We start from the raw sequence: 17,797 nt of genomic DNA, 5'->3' as shown, positions 1-17,797 counted from the left end.
TGACACGCCCGGTAGGCTCTGCTCCGATGTCTACCGCTGAATTGCCCATTGAAACCCGCAAGCTCGTCGGCTGGAGCCGCACGACGCCGATCGAGGGTCACGTGCTGGCGACACCCGATGTCGAGGTGATCGCCAAGGCTGTCGCGCAGGTTGCCGATGCAAACGCCGACAAGCCGTCCTACCTGCGTCGCGGCGTGATCGCCCGCGGACTGGGACGTTCCTACAACGAATCCGCGCAGAACGTCGGTGGCCTGACCGTCGACATGACGCAGCTCAAGCGCGTCCACTCGATCGATGACTCCACCGGGATCGTCGACCTCGACGCCGGAGTCTCCCTCGATGAGCTGATGACCGTGGCCCTCCCGTTCGGTCTGTGGGTTCCGGTGTTGCCGGGCACCAGGCAGGTCACCATCGGTGGAGCCATCGCGCACGACATCCATGGCAAGAATCATCACAGCGCCGGAACCTTCGGCCAGCACGTTGTCGAGATCACGCTGCTGGTGGCCGATGGACGCATCCTCACCCTGACCCCCGCCGGCAGCCCCGACGACCCCCAGGGCGAGCTGTTCTGGGCGACGATCGCGGGAATCGGCCTCACCGGCATCATCCTTCGGGCGAAGGTCCAGCTCAAGCGGACCGAGAGTGCTTACTTCATCGCCGACACCGCCACCACCAGCAGTCTCGACGAGACCATCGCGCTCCATCTCGAAGACGGATTCGAAGACGGCTACGAATACGCATCGGGCTGGTTCGACTCGATCAGCAAGCCGCCGAAGCTCGGCCGCGGGTCATTCAGTCGCGGCAATCTGGCCAGACTCGACGAGCTGCCGCCGAAGCTGCAGAAGGATCCGCTGAAGTTCAACGGCAAACCGCTGGTGACCTTCCCCGACATCTTCCCGAACGGGCTGGCCAACAAGTTCGACTTCTCCATCGTCGGCGAGGCCTACTACCGGATGGGGTCGAACAAAAAGGGCCAGGTCAAGAACTTGGCGCAGTTCTACCACATCCTCGACATCTTCGGAGAGTGGAATCGGGCCTACGGACGTACCGGCGGATTCACCCAGTACCAGTTCATCGTGCCCACCGGCAACGAGGACGAGTTCAAGCGGATCATCGCCGACATCCAGGCCTCCGGACACGTGAGCTTCCTCAACGTGATCAAGCTCTTCGGCGACGGAAACCAAGCGCCCCTGAGCTTTCCGTTCCGTGGCTGGAACGTCTGTCTCGACTTCCCGATCAAGCGGGGACTCGGCGAATACCTCAACGAGCTCGATCGCCGCGTGATGGCCATGGGCGGACGCCTGTACACGGCCAAGGACTCGCGGACCTCCGCGCAGAACTTCCACGCCATGTACCCCGAGATCGACTCGTGGATCGCCACCCGCCGAAGGATCGACCCGACCGGGGTGTTCATGTCCGACATGGCCCGCCGCCTCGAACTCGCCTGAGCAACAACTCGTTCGAGCCCGCACTCCCCGATCTGCCGACTAGACAGGAACATTCATGATCAACGCCGTAGGCGTCCCACAGTCCGTCTTGGTACTCGGTGGCAGCTCCGAGATCGGACTGGCCATCACCGCCGAATACCTCAAGAAGGGGCCGATGCGTGTGGTCCTGGCAACCATGCCCGGCGACCCCGCCGGTGAGGCCGCTGTCGAGAAGATGAAAGCCGCCGGCGCCTCGTCGGTGGAGCGCATCGACTTCGACGCCCTCACCCCCGATAGCCATCCCGCGGTGATCGACCAGGCGTTCGCCGGAGGCGACATCGACGTGGCCATCGTCGCGTTCGGCGTCCAGGGTGTGGACGAAGAGGTCTGGCAGGACCAGCGAAAAGCAGTGTTCACCGCCAACATCAACTACACCGCCGCGGTATCGGTGGGCGTTCTCCTGGGCGAGAAGATGCGCGCACAGGGCCACGGCCAGATCATCGCGATGAGCTCGGTCGCCGGAGAACGTGTGCGGCGCAGCAACTTCGTCTACGGATCCACCAAGGCCGGCCTCGACGGGTTCTACCTCGGTCTCGGTGAGGCGTTGCGCGAACACAACATCCGCGTACTCGTCATCCGCCCGGGCATGGTGCGCACCCGCTTGTCGGCGCACGTGAAGGAAGCACCGCTGACGGTCGAGAAGGAAGACGTCGCCAAGCTGGCGGTGTCGGCAGCGGACAAGGGCAAGGAACTCGTCTGGGCGCCCCCGCCGTTCCGTTTCGTGATGATGGTGCTTCGCCACATCCCCCGTCCGATCTTCCGCAAACTTCCCATCTGATCCATGCGCCGACACCTGTGGTCGAGGGCCGACGATGGGCATCGCGTCGCGCACGGTTCAAGGGGTGGTAGACACCTGCTGTCGGTTGCAGACCTGATCGGCGCGGCCGTCGTCGCGCTCGTGGTGTCGAGCATTGCGCTGGCGGCGATCGGCCGCGTGGACTGGCCGGCGTTCAACTCGTCCAACGTCGAGACCGCCCTCACCACCACCGGTCAGGTCCTCGCGGTTGCCCTGATGATCGTCGCCGTCGTGCTGTCGCGAACCGGCAAGGCGACGTGGGCGATCAAACCCCTGTCGTGGCTGGGCATCTCGGCCCTGGCAGCGGTCACGCTGGCGATGCCGCTGGGAGCCACCAAGCTCTATCTGTTCGGCATCTCGGTGGATCAGCAGTTTCGCACCGAGTACCTCACCAGGCTGACGAACAGCCCCGCCCTGGCCGACATGACCTACGCCGATCTGCCGCCGTACTACCCGGCCGGGTGGTTCTGGCTGGGCGGACGTTACGCCTCCCTCACCGGTCAGCCCGGCTGGGAAGCGTACAAACCGTGGGCGATCATCTCGATGTCCATCGCTGCCGCGTTGGCGATGGCCCTGTGGCAGCGGATGATCCGCACCGACCTCGCGATCGCGGCAACACTGGCCTCCACCGTGCTCACCCTGATGTACGTGAGCCCCGAGCCCTACGCGGCGGTGCTGGTGCTCCTCGGCGCTCCGATGCTGGTGACGATTCTGCACGGCTTGCGGTCGGGCAGCGTGCCCGCGATCGTGGCCGGTGGACTGTTCCTCGGTTTGAGCGCCACCTTCTACACGCTCTACACCGGCCTGTTCGCCATGACGGCTGTCCTGATGGCGCTCTACCTCGCCGCAGTGGCGTGGTTCGGTTTGGACAACAAGGCGGTCAACAAGTCTCGAATCCGTACCGAGCGGGTACGCGCCGTGCTGCACCTGGCGTTGCGACTGGCCGGTATGGCCGCGGTGGCCATCCTCGTGGCGCTCATCGTCTGGGCACCATACCTTTACGACAGGCTTCGCAACGAGCCCGCCTCGGGCGGTACGGCCGAGCACTACCTGCCGGGATCGGGCGCCGTGCTCCCGACACCGATGCTGCACTGGTCGCTGATCGGCGCGCTGACCATGGTCGGTCTGATCTGGATCATCCTTCGGTTCCGCACCAGGACCGCAGCTTTGACCTTCGGTCTCACGGTCGTCTCGATCTACCTGTTCTGCCTGCTGTCGATGGCGGTCACGGCCACCGGGACCACCCTGCTCTCGTTTCGGATGGAGCCGTTGCTCATCGTGGTCCTCGGTGTTGCCGGCGTGTACGGCTTCGCGGAGTTGGCGTCGGTGGCAGTCCGCCGATTCGGTGACGTGCGCACATTGGTGGCGGTACTCGCCACCGGTGCAGCCATCGCCGTGGCACAGAGCATCCCGGGTCACCTCGCCACCGAGATCACCGTCGCCTACACCGACACGGACGGCAACGGTGTGCGCGCAGATCAGCGGCCGCCGGGAGCCGGTGCCTACTTCCCCGAGATCGACGCGGCCATCACCACCCAGACGGGCCGGCCCCGCGACGACACCGTGGTGCTCACCGCCGACTACGGATTCCTCTCGGTGTACCCGTACTACGGGTTCCAGGGACTCACGTCGCACTACGCGAACCCGTTGGCGGAGTTCGACAAACGCGCTGCGGCCATCGAACAGTGGTCGATGGCCGAAACCTCGGACAGCCTCGTCGAGCAACTGGACGCCTCCCCTGGCGACCACCGACGGTGTTCCTGTTCCGTTACAGCGCAGAAGGTTACGACCTGCGCCTGGCCGAAGACGTCTACCCCAACGACCCCAACGTCCGCCGGTACACGGTCACCTTCAACCGGTCGGTGTTCGAGGATCCGCGGTTCACCGTGACCAACATCGGGCCCTTCGTCCTGGTGGTCCGCAACTAGCGCTCTACCGGTCCGGGTCCTAATTCTCTACCGGTCAGGGCCACAATCGAGCGGCTGCGCGCCCACGACTCCCCGGACCGACAGAAGGCCCTCGAGGATGTACTGACCCGGAAGGGTGGCCTGCAAGGTGACCCAACTGTCCGGCGTCTCGGTGATGCAGGCGTAGAGGTTCTCGTCCACACTGCTGCGCGCGACGAGATACTTGTTGTAGCGCACCTGAATCGCGTGCGCCTGTGTGTCGGGTACGTCCAGGACGAGCTTCGCCGGCGACGACTCGACAACTGTCAGCGGCGCCGGGACGATCGGGGCGGGGTCATCGACCTTGTAGAGGTCCCACTTGTCGTTGCCCCAGACCCGTTCGAGATAGGGCAGGCCCGACTGCACCAGTGCGGCTTCGTTCTTCATCTGACGCAGCGGATCGGCAGAGACCGCAACAAAGGCAACCGCGTTCTCCGACAGCCACTGCCTGTACGACTGGGGGGTCAGCGCGTTCTCTTCGTAGAAGATCGGGTTGAACCGCGAGTCCGACTGGTTCTCCCAGCCGCGCGCCAGCTTGATGGTCATGCCGAGTTTGTGTGCGCCCGCGTGGGTTTGGGCATCCACCAGCTCCACGCGGTGGTTGTTGATCTCCGGCCGGTCGACCAGCTGTGAGCGCAGAGGGATGTAGTCGCGGTTGCTGTCACCGGAGTCGGCTCCGACCACCTGGTCTGCGGTCGCCACGAACGTCGCGTAGATGAGGGCCGGGGCCAGCGCAATGGCCAGGAACTTGAGCGACCGCTTCGAGTAGAAGAGACACAGACACGGCAGCACCAGACAGAAGAACCGACTGAGGTTGGAGCCAACGCCCGTCGGCACGAGAAACATGACGATGGCCGCGGCGCTCGCCAGTGGCACGATCCACCGGGCGGCGGGATGGTGAGCGCTGCGGCGCCGCCCACGGCGATCAGGGCGACCCAGAACAGGGTGGTGGCGGGGAACCCCTGAGCCCCGGGGCTGCCGAACATCAAGAACGGCACGCCCACCCCGAGGGCAGACCCACCCAGCACCCACCAGGAGGTCCGGGCCTGCTCGTCACGACCGAACGCAAAGGGCACCGCAGCCAGGCCGACAAACGCCGGGGCCAGCGGACTCGCGAGGCCGGCGACCAGCAGGCCGATGACCCCCAGCGCCAGATACCCGCGGCGCACGACGACGATGGCCCCGAGGGCGATGGCCGCTCCCACGGCGAACGCCACCCGGCCCGAGAGCATGTTCAGTACCGCGGCGATGGTGATGGCCCAGACCAGCACGGTCTGGTGCGTGGCGCCTTTGGCCAGCGGGACGGCCAGCAGAGCGATCGCAGCGGTGGCAAGGCACAGCAGAAGCAAGGAACCGGTGAGTGTCGACAGTGCCGGGACGATCAGCGAATAGCTGCCGGGCGACACGCCGCCGTACCACCCGAACCAGTAACCGAGGCCGACGCCGGATCGAGCAGCTTCCTCACGCGCGATGGCCGCTTGCAGATCCCCGACCGTCGGATGCGCCACCCACAGGCCCACGATGGCGATCAGCGCCACCAGGAGTGGGAGGAGCGGCCGCCGGCCCAGTGCCGGCAAGGCCACCGGGAAGCTCATCCGATCGACACCCCTGCACTCTCCGGCCTGCGGACCGCTCGGTTGCGCCACCATCGGGTCAAGGTCGGCGCGTAGATGATCAGCGCCGCCACCGCCAGGAGCCAGACCCCTGCGATGACATCAAGAATGTAGTGGTTTCCCGAACCCATGACCACAAAATATGTGGTGAACGGGTAGATGAGGCCGAGGATGCGCAGCCACTTCCACTTCGCCAGGAAGAACAACGTCACACCGCACCAGGTGGCCCACGCGCAGTGCAGCGAAGGCATGGCGGCGAACTGGTTGGAGATGGCGTCGCTGCCGGGCGCTCCCGACTCAGGCCACCAGCCCCATGAGGCGGTTTGCGCCATGACGTCGACAAATCCCTCGCCTTTGAGCAGGCGCGGCGGCGCGGTGGGCAGCCAGTAGAAACCGATCAGGGCCAAGCCTGTCGTCAAGACCAGCACGCCGCTGACCTGGCGGTAATACTGTTTGCGCCGGAACAACAGCCAGATCAGCACCACAGGGGTGACGATGAAGTGCAGGGTGGCGTACTGGAGGGCAACCAGATTGGCGAGCCACGTGGTGGTGTGCACCAGTTCGTTGAGTGGCCGCTCGAGGGCGAAGTTCCAGCTGTCTTCGATCCTCAGGATCTCGTCTGCGTTGCGGTATGCCGCCGCGGCGACGTCGCCCACGCTGTTGCGGATGGCCGAGTAGATGGCGTACAACGCGCCGAGCATGAGGATCTCGACCCACCATCGAGGGCGAGCGAGGTATCGGTTGACCCGGGTGACCGCGGCACGGAAGCCGGTCTCCCGCAGTTCGGATTCGTAGGCGTCTATTGCAGCCGAGTCGAGTTCCGGGGCGGTGGTCGATCGGGCATCACGGGTTGCCATAAATCAACTCCCGCATATAACCCTCCAACTACCTACTTCGACCTCGTACCGCCTGACCCGAGTTTGCGGATCGAACGCGAAACTACCGCGTACAAGTCACAGGTCCGACACATCTCGCTACGATGGCTGACCGGAGAGGGCGCAATGGTTCTGCAGGATCATAACCGAGGAAGGGCCTCCAACCTTCCCACACGCGGCCGGTGAGCGCCCTGAGCTGGCGAAAGCTAGGGCCCTTTGCCCGTCGCTCGTCTTTTATTCACGCATTTACAGTGCTTCGAATGTGATGCTCGTCACAGATTACGTTCGATCGACACCCGTCGAAGCCATCACCAGCTCGACGAGTCGGCGCACCGCGAACTCGTAACCACGGATGCCGAACCCCGCTATGACACCCTCGGCGACGCCGGACACATAGGACCGGTGGCGGAACTCCTCACGCGCGTGCACGTTGCTGACATGCACCTCGAAGATCGGCACCTCGGGAATGACCAGCGCGTCCCGCAGCGCCACCGACGTGTGCGTCCATCCGCCAGGATTGATGACGATTCCGCACGCTTGACCACGTGCCCCGTGGATCCACTCCGAGCATCTCGCCCTCGTGGTTGGTCTGGCGCGCGTGCACGGTGAAACCGGACTCCGCCGCGGCCGCGGTGGCGATCGCCACCGCGTCCTCAAGCGTGTCGGCGCCGTAGACATCAGGCTGCCGGGTGCCGAGCGCGTTCAGGTTGGGCCCGTTCAGCAAGAGGATGGGCGCACGGTCACCGGATTCGCGGCTGTCGATCATGGGGCAACTGTATGGCTCGGCGCGGCACCGCAAGAGAATCCGACACGCCCAGGCGGTTACCATCTGCGTTTGTGCCTGCTGACGCCCCGACGGTGAAACCGACCCACGACCGGGCGCGGATCGCCAAGCTCGCTGCGATCGTCACCGGTCTGCTCGGCGTCTTCCTTGCCCTGGCGACGCCGCTGCTGCCCGTCAATCAGACCACCGCCGAGGTGAACTGGCCGCAGCAGGACAAATTGCAGTCGGTGCTCGCACCGCTCGTCTCCTATGTACCGATCGACCTGGACACCACGGTGCCGTGCAGCGCCGTCGACCAGCTCACCGGGCCCGGCCAGACCGTGCTCGTCTCGACCACCCCTAAACAGGCCGAAAAGGCAGTCGCCCGAGGTCTTTTCATACGCAAGTCCGGCCAGGCGACAGATGCACTGGATCGGCAGTCCGTCGAGGTGGTGGTCCGCAACACCCCCGTGGCCTTCGCGACGCTCGCCGACATCCGGTCGCAGGGTTGCGAGAGCATCAAGGTGACCGCCACCGCTGAATCGGTGAAGGCCGAGTTCGTCGGGATGACCGACGCCGAAGGTGAACCCCTCGTCGGCGAGACGACCGACGGCGACCAGCGCCCCCAGATGACCGGCATCTACACAGACCTGACCGGCGCTGCGACGTCGCTGCCCGGCCTGACGGCGCACGCCACCATCGACGATCGGTACAGCACCGCCCCCACCATCCTCAAGTGGCTCGCTATCGCGGTCGGGGTGCTCTGCACGTTGATCTCTCTGGGCGCATTGGCCGTGCTCGACTCCACCGATGGCCGCAAGCACCGCCGGTTCCTGCCCGCCCGATGGTGGACGTTCAACGCCCGCGACGGCGTGGTGATCGGCGCGCTTGTCATCTGGCACATCGTCGGCGCGAACACATCGGACGACGGATACATCCTGACGATGTCGCGGGTTGCCGAGCACGCCGGCTACACCGCCAACTACTACCGCTGGTACGGCGCGCCGGAGGCCCCGTTCGGCTGGTACTACCAGGTGTTCGGATGGCTGGCGCACGTCACCACCGCCAGCCCGTGGATGCGCCTGCCCGCGCTGGTCTGCGGAATCCTGGTGTGGCTGATCCTGTCCCACGAGGTGCTCCCTCGCCTCGGCCGCGCGGCGACCACCAACCGCATCGTGCCGTGGACCGCGGCATTCGTGTTCCTCGCGTCGTGGTTCCCGTTCAACAACGGTCTCCGACCCGAGCCGATCATCTGCCTGGGCGCGCTGCTCACGTGGTGCTCGGTGGAACGTGCGATCGCGACCGGCAGGATCCTTCCAGCGGCAGTGGCCTGCACGATCGGAGCATTCAGCCTCGCGGCCGGACCCACGGGCTTGATGGCGGTCGCGGCGTTGATCGCCGGTGCCCGCCCCATGGTGATGGCCCTGATCAAACGAGCCAAGGCCATCGGCGGGGACCTCAGGAGCTATCTGGCGATGGTGGCTCCGGTCGCCGCGGCCGGCGTATTCGTGATGTTTGTCGTCTTCTCCGATCTGACCCTCGCCGCATTCACGCAGTCGACAAGCATGAAGACTGCGCTGGGCCCCTCTCTGCACTGGTACAACGAGATCGACCGGTACTCGGCGTTGTTCGAGTTCTCGGCCAACGGCTCGGTGTCCCGCCGGTTCGCGGTGCTGGCGATGCTCGTCGGGCTGGTGGTCTCCGGCGCGATGCTCATCCGGAAGAGCCGCATACCCGGTACGGCGCTGGGCCCGTCCCGTCGCATCGTCGGGATCACCTTCGCCTCGCTCATCTTCCTCATGTTCACCCCCACCAAGTGGACCCACCAGTTCGGTGTGTTCGCCGGCCTGGCGGCGGCACTGGCAGCCATCGCGGCCATCGCGGTGAGCGCCGAGGCCATGCATGCCAGGCGCAACCGGATGCTCTTCATCGCACTGGTCCTGTTCATCACCGGTCTGTCGTTCACCGCACCGAACGCCTTCTTCTACTACTCGAACTGGGGCATGCCGTGGGGCGCGCTTCCCGTTCGCTTCGGGGTCGCTCTGGGCAGCGTCATGCTGTACCTCTGCGCGGCCGCCCTGCTCGTCGCGTTCTGGTTCCACTTCCGCGAGCCGTTCGATAGGCGCAAAGACGGCGCCGCGGCGGCTCCCGGGCGTCGGGCACCCGTCCTCGCCGGTGGTACAGCACACTCGCCGCGGCACCTCTGGCCGTCGCGGGTGCTTTCCTCGTGGTCTTCCAGATCGGCACCGGTGTCGCCTCGGGCGTGAAGCAGAGTGGATCGTTCTCCATTCCGTCGTCGAACGTCGATGCCCTGCGCGGGGACATCTGCGCGATGGCCGAAAAGGTCCTGGTGGAACCCGATCCCTCGGGCGACCTCCTCGAGCCGGTGGACGGCAACGTCGCACTCGGCCTGAACGGTTCGTCCGAACCGGCAGAAGGTGCGCCTGCCAACGCTGGATTCACCGCAAACGGTCTACCGCTGACATTGGACTCGACCGCAAGCGCGGGCAGCCTCGGCGTGCTCGGCGGCAACGTCGCCATCTCGCCGGATGTGCTCAATTCGAACGCGGGCGGGACCGGCGGCGGTGAAACCGATCAGGCCGGCGTCAACGGCAGTACGGCAAAACTGCCGTTCGGGCTGGATCCGGCCGTCACACCCGTGCTCGGCAGCTATTCGCAAAACGACCAGTTCCCCTCGTACCTCACCTCGTCCTGGTATCGGCTTCCCGCACGGAACGCCGACACCCCGCTGATCACGATGGCGGTCGCCGGTCAGTTCGACATCGAGAACATCAAGATGGAGTACTCGACCGGATCCGGCGACTCGAACGAGGACTTCCAGGTGGCGGGTGAGGTCGATCTGATCGACCCGGGTCCACGACCCTCGTGGCGGGACCTGCGGACCTACCGCAGTTCGTTCCCGAACGACACCACGGCGATCCGCATCGTCGCCAAGGACGAGAACCTTGCGCAGGACAGCTTCATCGCACTGACGCCTCCGAGGTCACCGCGTCTGCAGACACTGCAGACGATGGTCGGCAGCACCGACCCCGTGCAGCTCGACTGGACCAGCGGGCTCGCGTTCCCGTGCCAGCGCCCGTTCGACCATCGCGACGGGGTCGCCGAGATCCCGCAGTGGCGGATCGCGCCCGGTGCCGATCTGTCCGCCGCGGTCGGCGCGTGGCAGGACGCCTTCGGTGGTGGACCACTGGGCTGGATCGAGGTGGCCCTGGACAAGACCACGGTGCCCTCCTATCTCGAGGGCGACATCGGTCGCGACTGGGGTTCGCTGGTTCGTTACGAGCCCTACGGTGAGCCGGCGGATCTGGCGGAACTGAAGCTGGGCGAGACCACTCGGTCCGGACTGTGGAGTCCCGCGCCCATCCGGTACTGACTGTGCCGTAGGTCACCGCAGCGGTCGCAGGACCGATCCCCCGCTCGGGGCAGGTTCGGGCTCTCAGGTCAGTGCAATACCATCGTTGCTCGTGCCTGTGTCCTCTCACATCCCCCGAGCGGGGACTGTCCGTTGGACCGCAATCGTGGCGGGACTGGTCGGGATCGTGCTGTGTGCGATCACCCCTCTGCTGCCGGTCGACAAATCCACCGCGAAGATCGATTGGCCCGCAGGTCAGTCGCTTTCCAGCACGACCGCGTCGGTCACCGCACCGTTGATCGCGCAGACGCCGCAGACCCTCGATGCGACCATTCCGTGCTCCCTGATCGACAGCCTCGGAACCGACCGGGGCCTGGTGCTGGCGACGATGCCACCGAGCGCCCAGCAGTTCAATCAGAAGGCCCTGGTGGTCTCCGCCTCCGCGTCGTCGGTGTCGGTGGTGTTCCGAAACGAGCTGGCTGCCACGGCGCCCCGCGACGCCGTCGGATCGCCGCAGTGCCGTGATCTCCGGATCTGGTCGAACCCGGGAGGGGTGGGCGCACAGTTCGTCGGTCTCGGTCCGGTCGGCACCTTGGGCATCGATCAACGACCACAGTTCGACGGCGTCTTCACCGACATCCCCACCGACGACGTGAAAGCCGCCCAGGCGCAGGGACTTTCAGTCACCACAGTGGTCGACACGCGCTTCTCCTCCACACCGACCCTGATCAAGCAGCTCGCGCTGATCGTCGGTCTCATCGCGATCGCCGTCTCGCTGATCTGCCTCGGCCGGCTCGACTGGATCGCCGGGTACCACCGACGGATCGGCACCCCCGCCTGGAGCAAGGTGCTGCGACCGCGCGTCACCGACCTGGCCGTCATCGGTGTCCTGCTCATCTGGCACTTCCTCGGCGCAGGCTCACCCGACGACGGCTACATCCTCAACATGGGCCGCGCGTCCGAGGGCGCGGGCTACCTCGCCAACTACTACCGCTTCTACGGCATCGCCGAGGCACCGTTCGACTGGTACTACTCGTTCCTGGCCCTCTGGTCGGAGGTATCGGCCTCGGGACTGTGGATGCGCATTCCATCGCTCCTCGCCGGCCTCGGGTCGTGGTTCATCCTGTCGCGGGTCTTGTTGCCCCGCCTCGGTGCCGGAGTCCGCCGCAGCGCCTGGGCCATCTGGGCGGCCGCGGCTGTGTTCACCGCGTTCTGGCTGCCGTTCGCCAGTGGACTGCGCAGCGAATCGATCATCATCCTGGGGTCCCTGCTGACCTGGTGGGCCGTCGAGCACGCCATCGCGACGCGACGGTTGCTACCGGCCGCCCTCGCGGCGATGTGCGCCGGGCTCACTCTCGCCCTGGCGCCGCAGGGTGTCATCGCAGTCGCCGTGCTGATCGTGGGCGCTCGGCCCATGCTGCGGGTGCTGCTCGAACGCGGCCGCGACCCCGAACGCGGCAACCGCGTGCGGATGCTCAACCTCGCCGCTGTGGTGGCACCGTCCATAGCGGCCGCCTCGCTGGTCGTGCTCGTGGTCTTCCGTGATCAGACCCTGGCATCGGTGTTCGACGCCGTGCGCACGCGCTACATCGTCGGGCCGACCATCTCGTGGTGGCAGGAGTACCTGCGGTACTACTTCATCACCGTCACCACGCCCGATGGCGCCCTGACCCGTCGGGTGCCGCTGTTGCTGTTGCTGTCGTCGGTGTTCGTGACACTCGCGGTGATGTTGCGACGCAAGAAGATTCGTGCGGTCGATCCGGGGCCGGCCTGGCGGGTACTCGGCGCCACGCTCATCACCTTGCTGCTGATGATGTTCACACCCACCAAGTGGACCATCCATTACGGCGTGTTCGCCGGTTTCGCCGCTGCGCTGGCCGCCACGGCCACCATCGCCGTCGCCCAGTCGGCAGCGCGGTCCGTGCGGAACCTCTCGGTCTTCGTGGCGGGACTGCTCTTCGCCCTCGCCGCGGCGATGGCCGGCGAGAACGCCTGGCCCTTCGCCTACAACTTCGGCATCTCGTGGTTCGACAAGGCACCGGTCCTCGCCGGTCGCGAGGTGTCCACCATCTTCCTGGTTCTCGCCGTGGTGGCAGGCGCCGTCGCGGTATGGCAGCACCTGCGCCTCGACTACGTCACCAACAAGGGGCTAGCCCACGGACCTGACGCGTCGGCCGCCGAGGCGCGGTCCGACCGCCGCCGGCTGTTCATCGCCTCCTCCCCCATCGCCCTGATCGCCGGTTTCATGGTGATCTGCATGCTGGCGGTCTTCGCCAAGGCCGCGCTGTCGCGGTATCCCGCCTATACGGTGCTCGGTGCGAACTTCGATGCTCTTCGCGGGAACAGCTGCGCGATGGCGGATGCGGTGCTGGTCGAGGAAGACCCGAACCGGGGGATGCTGACCCCTGCCGACGGCGCATCGGCGTCGGACGCCCTAGCCGGCCAAGATCCCGTCGGCTTCACCCCGAACGGCGTTGCCGGCGATCTGGCACCCGAGGCGGGCTCCGCCCGTCCCGGTCAGATGAACGTGTCGGCCAGCTTCAACAAACCCTTTGTGGTCTCGGGTGCCGGCGCCGGCATCACCGGTGGAACCGGGCCGGAAACGGTCAACGGTTCCACCGTGGCGCTGCCGTTCGGCCTCGACCCGGCCACCACGCCGGTGCTCGGCAGCTACGGTTACGACTCAGGAGAGGCGTCACTGACCACCGGTTGGTACAACCTCCCCGCCCGCGATGCGTCGCCGCTACTCGTGTTCAGCGCGGCGGGACCGGTGTTCACGTTCAACGAAGAGGGTGTGGCAACCTTCGGGCAGCAGCTGAAGGTGCAGTTCGGTGTCCCGAACCCCGATGGGTCGTTCACCGACCTCGGCCCGCAGATCGTGCCCATCGACCCCGGGCCCGACAAGCCGAACCGGCCGTGGCGCAACCTGCGCGTCCCGATGGCGCAGGTCCCCCGGGATGCCACCGCCATGCGAATCGTGGCCAAGGACAACAACGTCAACCCGAAACAGTGGCTTGCGGTCACCCCACCCCGCGCACCGCAGCTTAAGACATTGCAGGACGTTGTCGGATCGGACTCCCCCACGTTGATCGACCTGAGCGTCGCATCTCAATTCCCTTGCCAGCAACCGTTTTCGATCACCGATGGAGTCGCCGACCTCCCGCAGTGGCGCATCCTGCCCGACAGGGTGACCGCCGCGTCGCAGTCCAAGACGTGGCAGGCCGCGGACGACGGTGGTGTGCTGGCCGTGCCCGAGGCGCTGGCGCGGGCGAACACCGTGGCGACCTACCTCGACGACGACTGGTATCGGGACTGGGGGTCGCTCGAGCGTTACACCCCGTTGGTGCCCGATGCTCCGGCAGCCGAGATCACCACGGGGACAGAGAAGAACTGGGGATGGTCACGCACCGGCTCACTGAGGGTGGTGCCGCAAGAAAATGAGTGAAAAGGCGAGCACCATCGACACTGAACGGCCCACCACCGGAAAGCGGCGCCTGGCCCGGTACGTCGGACCCGGCTACCGCAACGTCAAGATCGTGGCGGTCGTCTCCGGCCTCATCGGGTTCCTGCTGGCCTGCCTGAGTCCGCTGATGCCGGTGAATCAGACCACGGCGCAGCTGAACTGGCCGCAGGACAACCAGGTGGCCAACGTGGCGGCGCCGCTGGTGTCGTTTGTCCCCACCGACATGCGGGTCTCCGTTCCCTGCTCCACCGCTGCCGACCTCCCCGCCGACGGTGGGGTACTGCTCTCGACGATCCCCGCCGGCGGGCAGGAGGCCACGTCCAAGGGCCTGTTCATCCGGGCCACGTCCGACAGCATCACGGTGACCGGCCGCGACGTGGTGTTGCTGACCGCGGATCGGGCTGTTGCCCAGGCGGATCCGAACTGCCGCATCATCGTCGAGGCCGACGGTGAAGGTACGGCAGGGCGCATCGAGAACGGCGGAACCGAGGGCCAGTTGTCCTTCGACGTCCGCGATCCCAACCTCCGACCGCAGATCGTCGGCGTCTTCACCGAACTCCCCCAGGGCACCTCACCTGAGGGGTTGGAGTTCAGCGCGACCATCGACACCCGGTTCGTCACCACCCCCACCAACCTGAAGTTCGCCGCCCTCGTCATCGGTGTGGCAATGACTGTGGTGTCGCTGGTGGCGCTCGCGCTCCTCGACTCCCGGGACGGTCGCAGACATCGGCGGATCCTGCCCACCCACTGGTGGACCATCCGATTCTCCGACATCGTGGTGTTCGCGGTGCTCGGTTTCTGGTGGCTGATGGGGTCGAACACCTCCGACGACGGCTACAACTTCACCGTCGGGCGTATCGCCGGAGAAGCCGGGTACGTCGACAACTACTACCGCTATTTTGGAGTGCCCCAGGATCCATTTGGCTGGCACTACCAGGTGATCTCGGCGATGACCGAGGTCAGCCTGTCGGCGCCGTGGATGCGTCTGCCCGCGTTCCTGCTGGGCCTTCTCGGATGGTGGCTGATCTCGCGCGAGGTGATCCCGCGCCTCGGCCGGACTGTCCGTCACTCCACCCCGGCATTGTGGTCGGCAGCGTTTGTGTTCCTGGCCATCTGGATGCCGTTCAACAACGGCTTGCGCCCCGAACCCGCGCTCGCGATCGGCGCGCTGCTCACCTGGTGTTGCGTCGACCGCGCCATCGCCACCGGTCGGTTGCTGCCGCTGGCGATCGGTTCGGCCGTTGCCGCCTTCACCCTCGCGCTCGCACCGGGTGGCCTGATGGCCGTCGCGTTGCTGCTCGCCGGAATCCGCCCACTGCTGCGACGAGTGGTCGCACGCAGGCACCGCGACGGGCTGCTACCGCTACTGATGCCCATCCTCGCCGCGGGAACATCGGTGCTGTACAACATCTTTGCCGATCAGACCCTCTCGACGATCCTGACGTCGTCGCAGGTCGCCTCCGAGGTGGGGCCGACGCTCGAGTGGTGGCAGGAACCGGTTCGGTACTACTACCTCATGCTGCCCACAGCCGACGGCACGTTGTCGAGGCGGTTCGGCATCTTGATGGCGTTCCTGTGCCTGATGGTGGTGCTGCTCATGTTGCTGCGCCGCCGCCAGCCGATGGGTATCGCGAAGGGGCCCACCTGGCGCCTGGTCGCCGGTGTCTTCGGCTTCATGTTCTTCTTGGCCTTCACCCCCACCAAGTGGACCCACCACCTCGGTGTCTACGCCGGTATCGGTGCGGCACTGGCCGCCGCAGCGGGTGCGATGATGGCGCCTGCTCTGTTGCGACGCAGGCGTAATCGCACTTTCTTCGCCGCTGCGGTGCTGTACGTGGTCGCGCTGTCGTTCGCCGGCACCAACGGCTGGTGGTTCGTGGCGAGCTACGGCATCCCCTGGTGGGATCAGCCGCCGGCCATCGGCGGGATCCGGGTCACCTGGATCGTCTTGGCGATCGCTGTCGCCACCACGCTTGTCGGCCTCTATCAGCACTTCCGGGACGACTACGTGGACGCCGAACAGCGGGCGTCGGGATCGAAAGCACTGCACAGACTGGCCTTTTCACCCATGCCGGTGCTGGCCGGCCTGGTGGTCCTGTTCATGCTGCTCTCGTTTGTCAAGGCTGCGTACGAGCAGCGGGACAGCTGGTCGTGGCTGAACTCGAACGTCGACGCACTGAAGGGCAACATCTGCGCCCTCGCCAATGACGTTCTGGTGGAACCGGATCCGAACCGTGGCCTGCTGGCACCGGCAACGGTGGCCGGGCAGGCCGATCTGTCCCCCGGCGACGCATTGGCCGGCACGGGCATGGCGGGATTCACCCCCAACGGTGTGCCGAACGATCTGTCGGTGGATGCCACCGAGACCAGCGACACCACCACGGCGCAGAACACCGCCCAGACCGGGGCCGGGTCGGGCGACACGACAGAGGCGGACGAGGCCGGTACCGGCGGCGGACAGGGCGCCCTCGGCGTCAACGGGTCCACCGTGCGGTTGCCGTTCGGACTCGACCCTGCCGAGACCCCCGTCCTGGGCAGCTACGGTTCGCAAAACGCGTCGCTCACCTCGGCGTGGTACCAGATGCCGCAGCGACAGGCCGATGCGCCGTTGCTGACCCTGTCGGCTGCCGGCCGTATCGCCGCGGTGGACGGTGAGGGCATCGCCCAGCCCGGACAGCAACTGGTGGTCGAGTTCGGCAGGCCCGGACCGGGGAACACGGTCATCCCGATGGGACAGATGAGCCCGATCGACATCGGCGATCCACCTATCTGGCGCAACCTACGCTTCCCGCTCTCCGATGCTCCCGCGGGCGCGTCGGTGGTCCGGGTGGTGGCCAAGGACAACGCCGGGGCGCCAGATCAGTGGCTGGCGATCACGCCGCCGCGCATCACCACGATGCGCACGCTCAACGACCTGGTGGGCAAGGACGATCCGGTCCTGATCGACTGGCTTCCGGCCCTGGTGTTCCCGTGCCAGAAGCCGATGGCGGTGAAGTACGGCGTGGTCGAGGTTCCGCAGTGGCGCATCCTCCCCGACGCGCAGGCAACTCGCCAGAACAGCCAGACGTGGATGTCCGCCGATGCCGGCGGTCCGTTGGGTGTCACCCAGTCGATGTTGCGCGCCACCATCATTCCGTCGTACCTGCGGAACGACTGGGGTCGCGACTGGGGTTCGCTGCAACAGTTCAGCGAGATCGCACCCGCGAAGCCCGCCGAACTGACGATCGGCTCGAGCACGCACTCGGGTCTGTGGTCGCCTGCGCCGATGCGAGCGGCCCGGTACTGAGTCTCGGTTCCCGATTCCCTCCGACTCCGGTCACATCCTCCGACTGCAATCGGAGGAACAGGCAGGAGTCGGAGGAACTGGCGAGCCGGCGTCCACCAAAGCCCGAGTCCCCGCCGACTTCCTCCGACTTCGGTCACATCCTCCGACCGCAACCGGAGGAACAGGCAGGAGTCGGAGGAACTGGCGAGCCGGAGG

At 66.3% G+C, this 17,797-nt stretch carries 7 protein-coding genes and 3 pseudogenes; 6 read left to right on the top strand and 4 right to left on the bottom strand.

Annotation, left to right across the window (positions count from 1 at the left end; translation table 11 throughout):
- Positions 1-26: 26 nt before the first annotated feature.
- From MVA47_RS05210 to MVA47_RS05200, 3 genes and pseudogenes are all read left to right on the top strand, one after another.
- A complete protein-coding gene (locus MVA47_RS05210; protein ID WP_099383015.1) occupies positions 27-1,448 on the top strand; it encodes an FAD-binding oxidoreductase in 1,422 nt (473 codons plus the stop codon).
- Positions 1,449-1,503: 55 nt separating this feature from the next.
- Positions 1,504-2,265, top strand: coding sequence for a decaprenylphospho-beta-D-erythro-pentofuranosid-2-ulose 2-reductase (locus MVA47_RS05205; protein WP_023954826.1), 762 nt, complete (start codon positions 1,504-1,506; stop codon positions 2,263-2,265).
- Positions 2,266-2,268: 3 nt separating this feature from the next.
- Positions 2,269-4,211, top strand: a pseudogene (locus MVA47_RS05200) (galactan 5-O-arabinofuranosyltransferase).
- 27 nt (positions 4,212-4,238) lie between these two features.
- On the opposite strand, the gene MVA47_RS05195 reads toward MVA47_RS05200, so the two are convergent.
- The 4 genes and pseudogenes from MVA47_RS05195 to aroQ form a co-directional block, all read right to left on the bottom strand.
- Positions 4,239-4,775 (bottom strand): hypothetical protein, encoded by a 537-nt coding sequence (locus MVA47_RS05195; protein ID WP_247206957.1) that lies wholly within the window; start codon positions 4,773-4,775, stop codon positions 4,239-4,241.
- Positions 4,772-5,824, bottom strand: a complete 1,053-nt coding sequence (locus tag MVA47_RS05190) for a hypothetical protein (protein ID WP_247206956.1) — start codon at positions 5,822-5,824, stop codon at positions 4,772-4,774. Before MVA47_RS05190 ends, MVA47_RS05195 begins: the two co-directional genes overlap by 4 nt.
- The gene (locus MVA47_RS05185) at positions 5,821-6,699 is read right to left on the bottom strand and encodes a phosphatase PAP2 family protein (RefSeq protein WP_247206955.1); all 879 of its coding nucleotides are present in this window, start codon (positions 6,697-6,699) and stop codon (positions 5,821-5,823) included. The genes MVA47_RS05190 and MVA47_RS05185 overlap by 4 nt, the downstream gene beginning before the upstream one ends.
- Before the next feature lie 297 nt (positions 6,700-6,996).
- Positions 6,997-7,483 (bottom strand): annotated as a pseudogene (gene aroQ, locus MVA47_RS05180) (type II 3-dehydroquinate dehydratase).
- 11 nt (positions 7,484-7,494) lie between these two features.
- Here aroQ and MVA47_RS05175 point away from each other — a divergent pair.
- The 3 genes and pseudogenes from MVA47_RS05175 (at position 7,495) to MVA47_RS05165 (ending at position 17,602) form a co-directional block, all read left to right on the top strand.
- Positions 7,495-10,874, top strand: a pseudogene (locus tag MVA47_RS05175) (arabinosyltransferase domain-containing protein).
- A gap of 91 nt (positions 10,875-10,965) precedes the next feature.
- Complete coding sequence (locus tag MVA47_RS05170; RefSeq protein WP_247206954.1) at positions 10,966-14,298, top strand: arabinosyltransferase domain-containing protein; 3,333 nt, start codon at positions 10,966-10,968, stop codon at positions 14,296-14,298.
- Positions 14,291-17,602 carry an arabinosyltransferase domain-containing protein gene (locus tag MVA47_RS05165; protein WP_247206953.1) on the top strand — a complete coding sequence of 1,104 codons (3,312 nt, stop codon included), beginning with the start codon at positions 14,291-14,293 and terminating at the stop codon, positions 17,600-17,602. Before MVA47_RS05170 ends, MVA47_RS05165 begins: the two co-directional genes overlap by 8 nt.
- Positions 17,603-17,797 lie beyond the last annotated feature (195 nt).

It is taken from the genome of Williamsia sp. DF01-3, from assembly GCF_023051145.1.
Taxonomy (GTDB): Bacteria; Actinomycetota; Actinomycetes; order Mycobacteriales; family Mycobacteriaceae; genus Williamsia.
The sequence above is the reverse complement of the archived record's forward strand: the minus strand, read 5'-3'. Positions and strand labels throughout refer to the sequence as shown.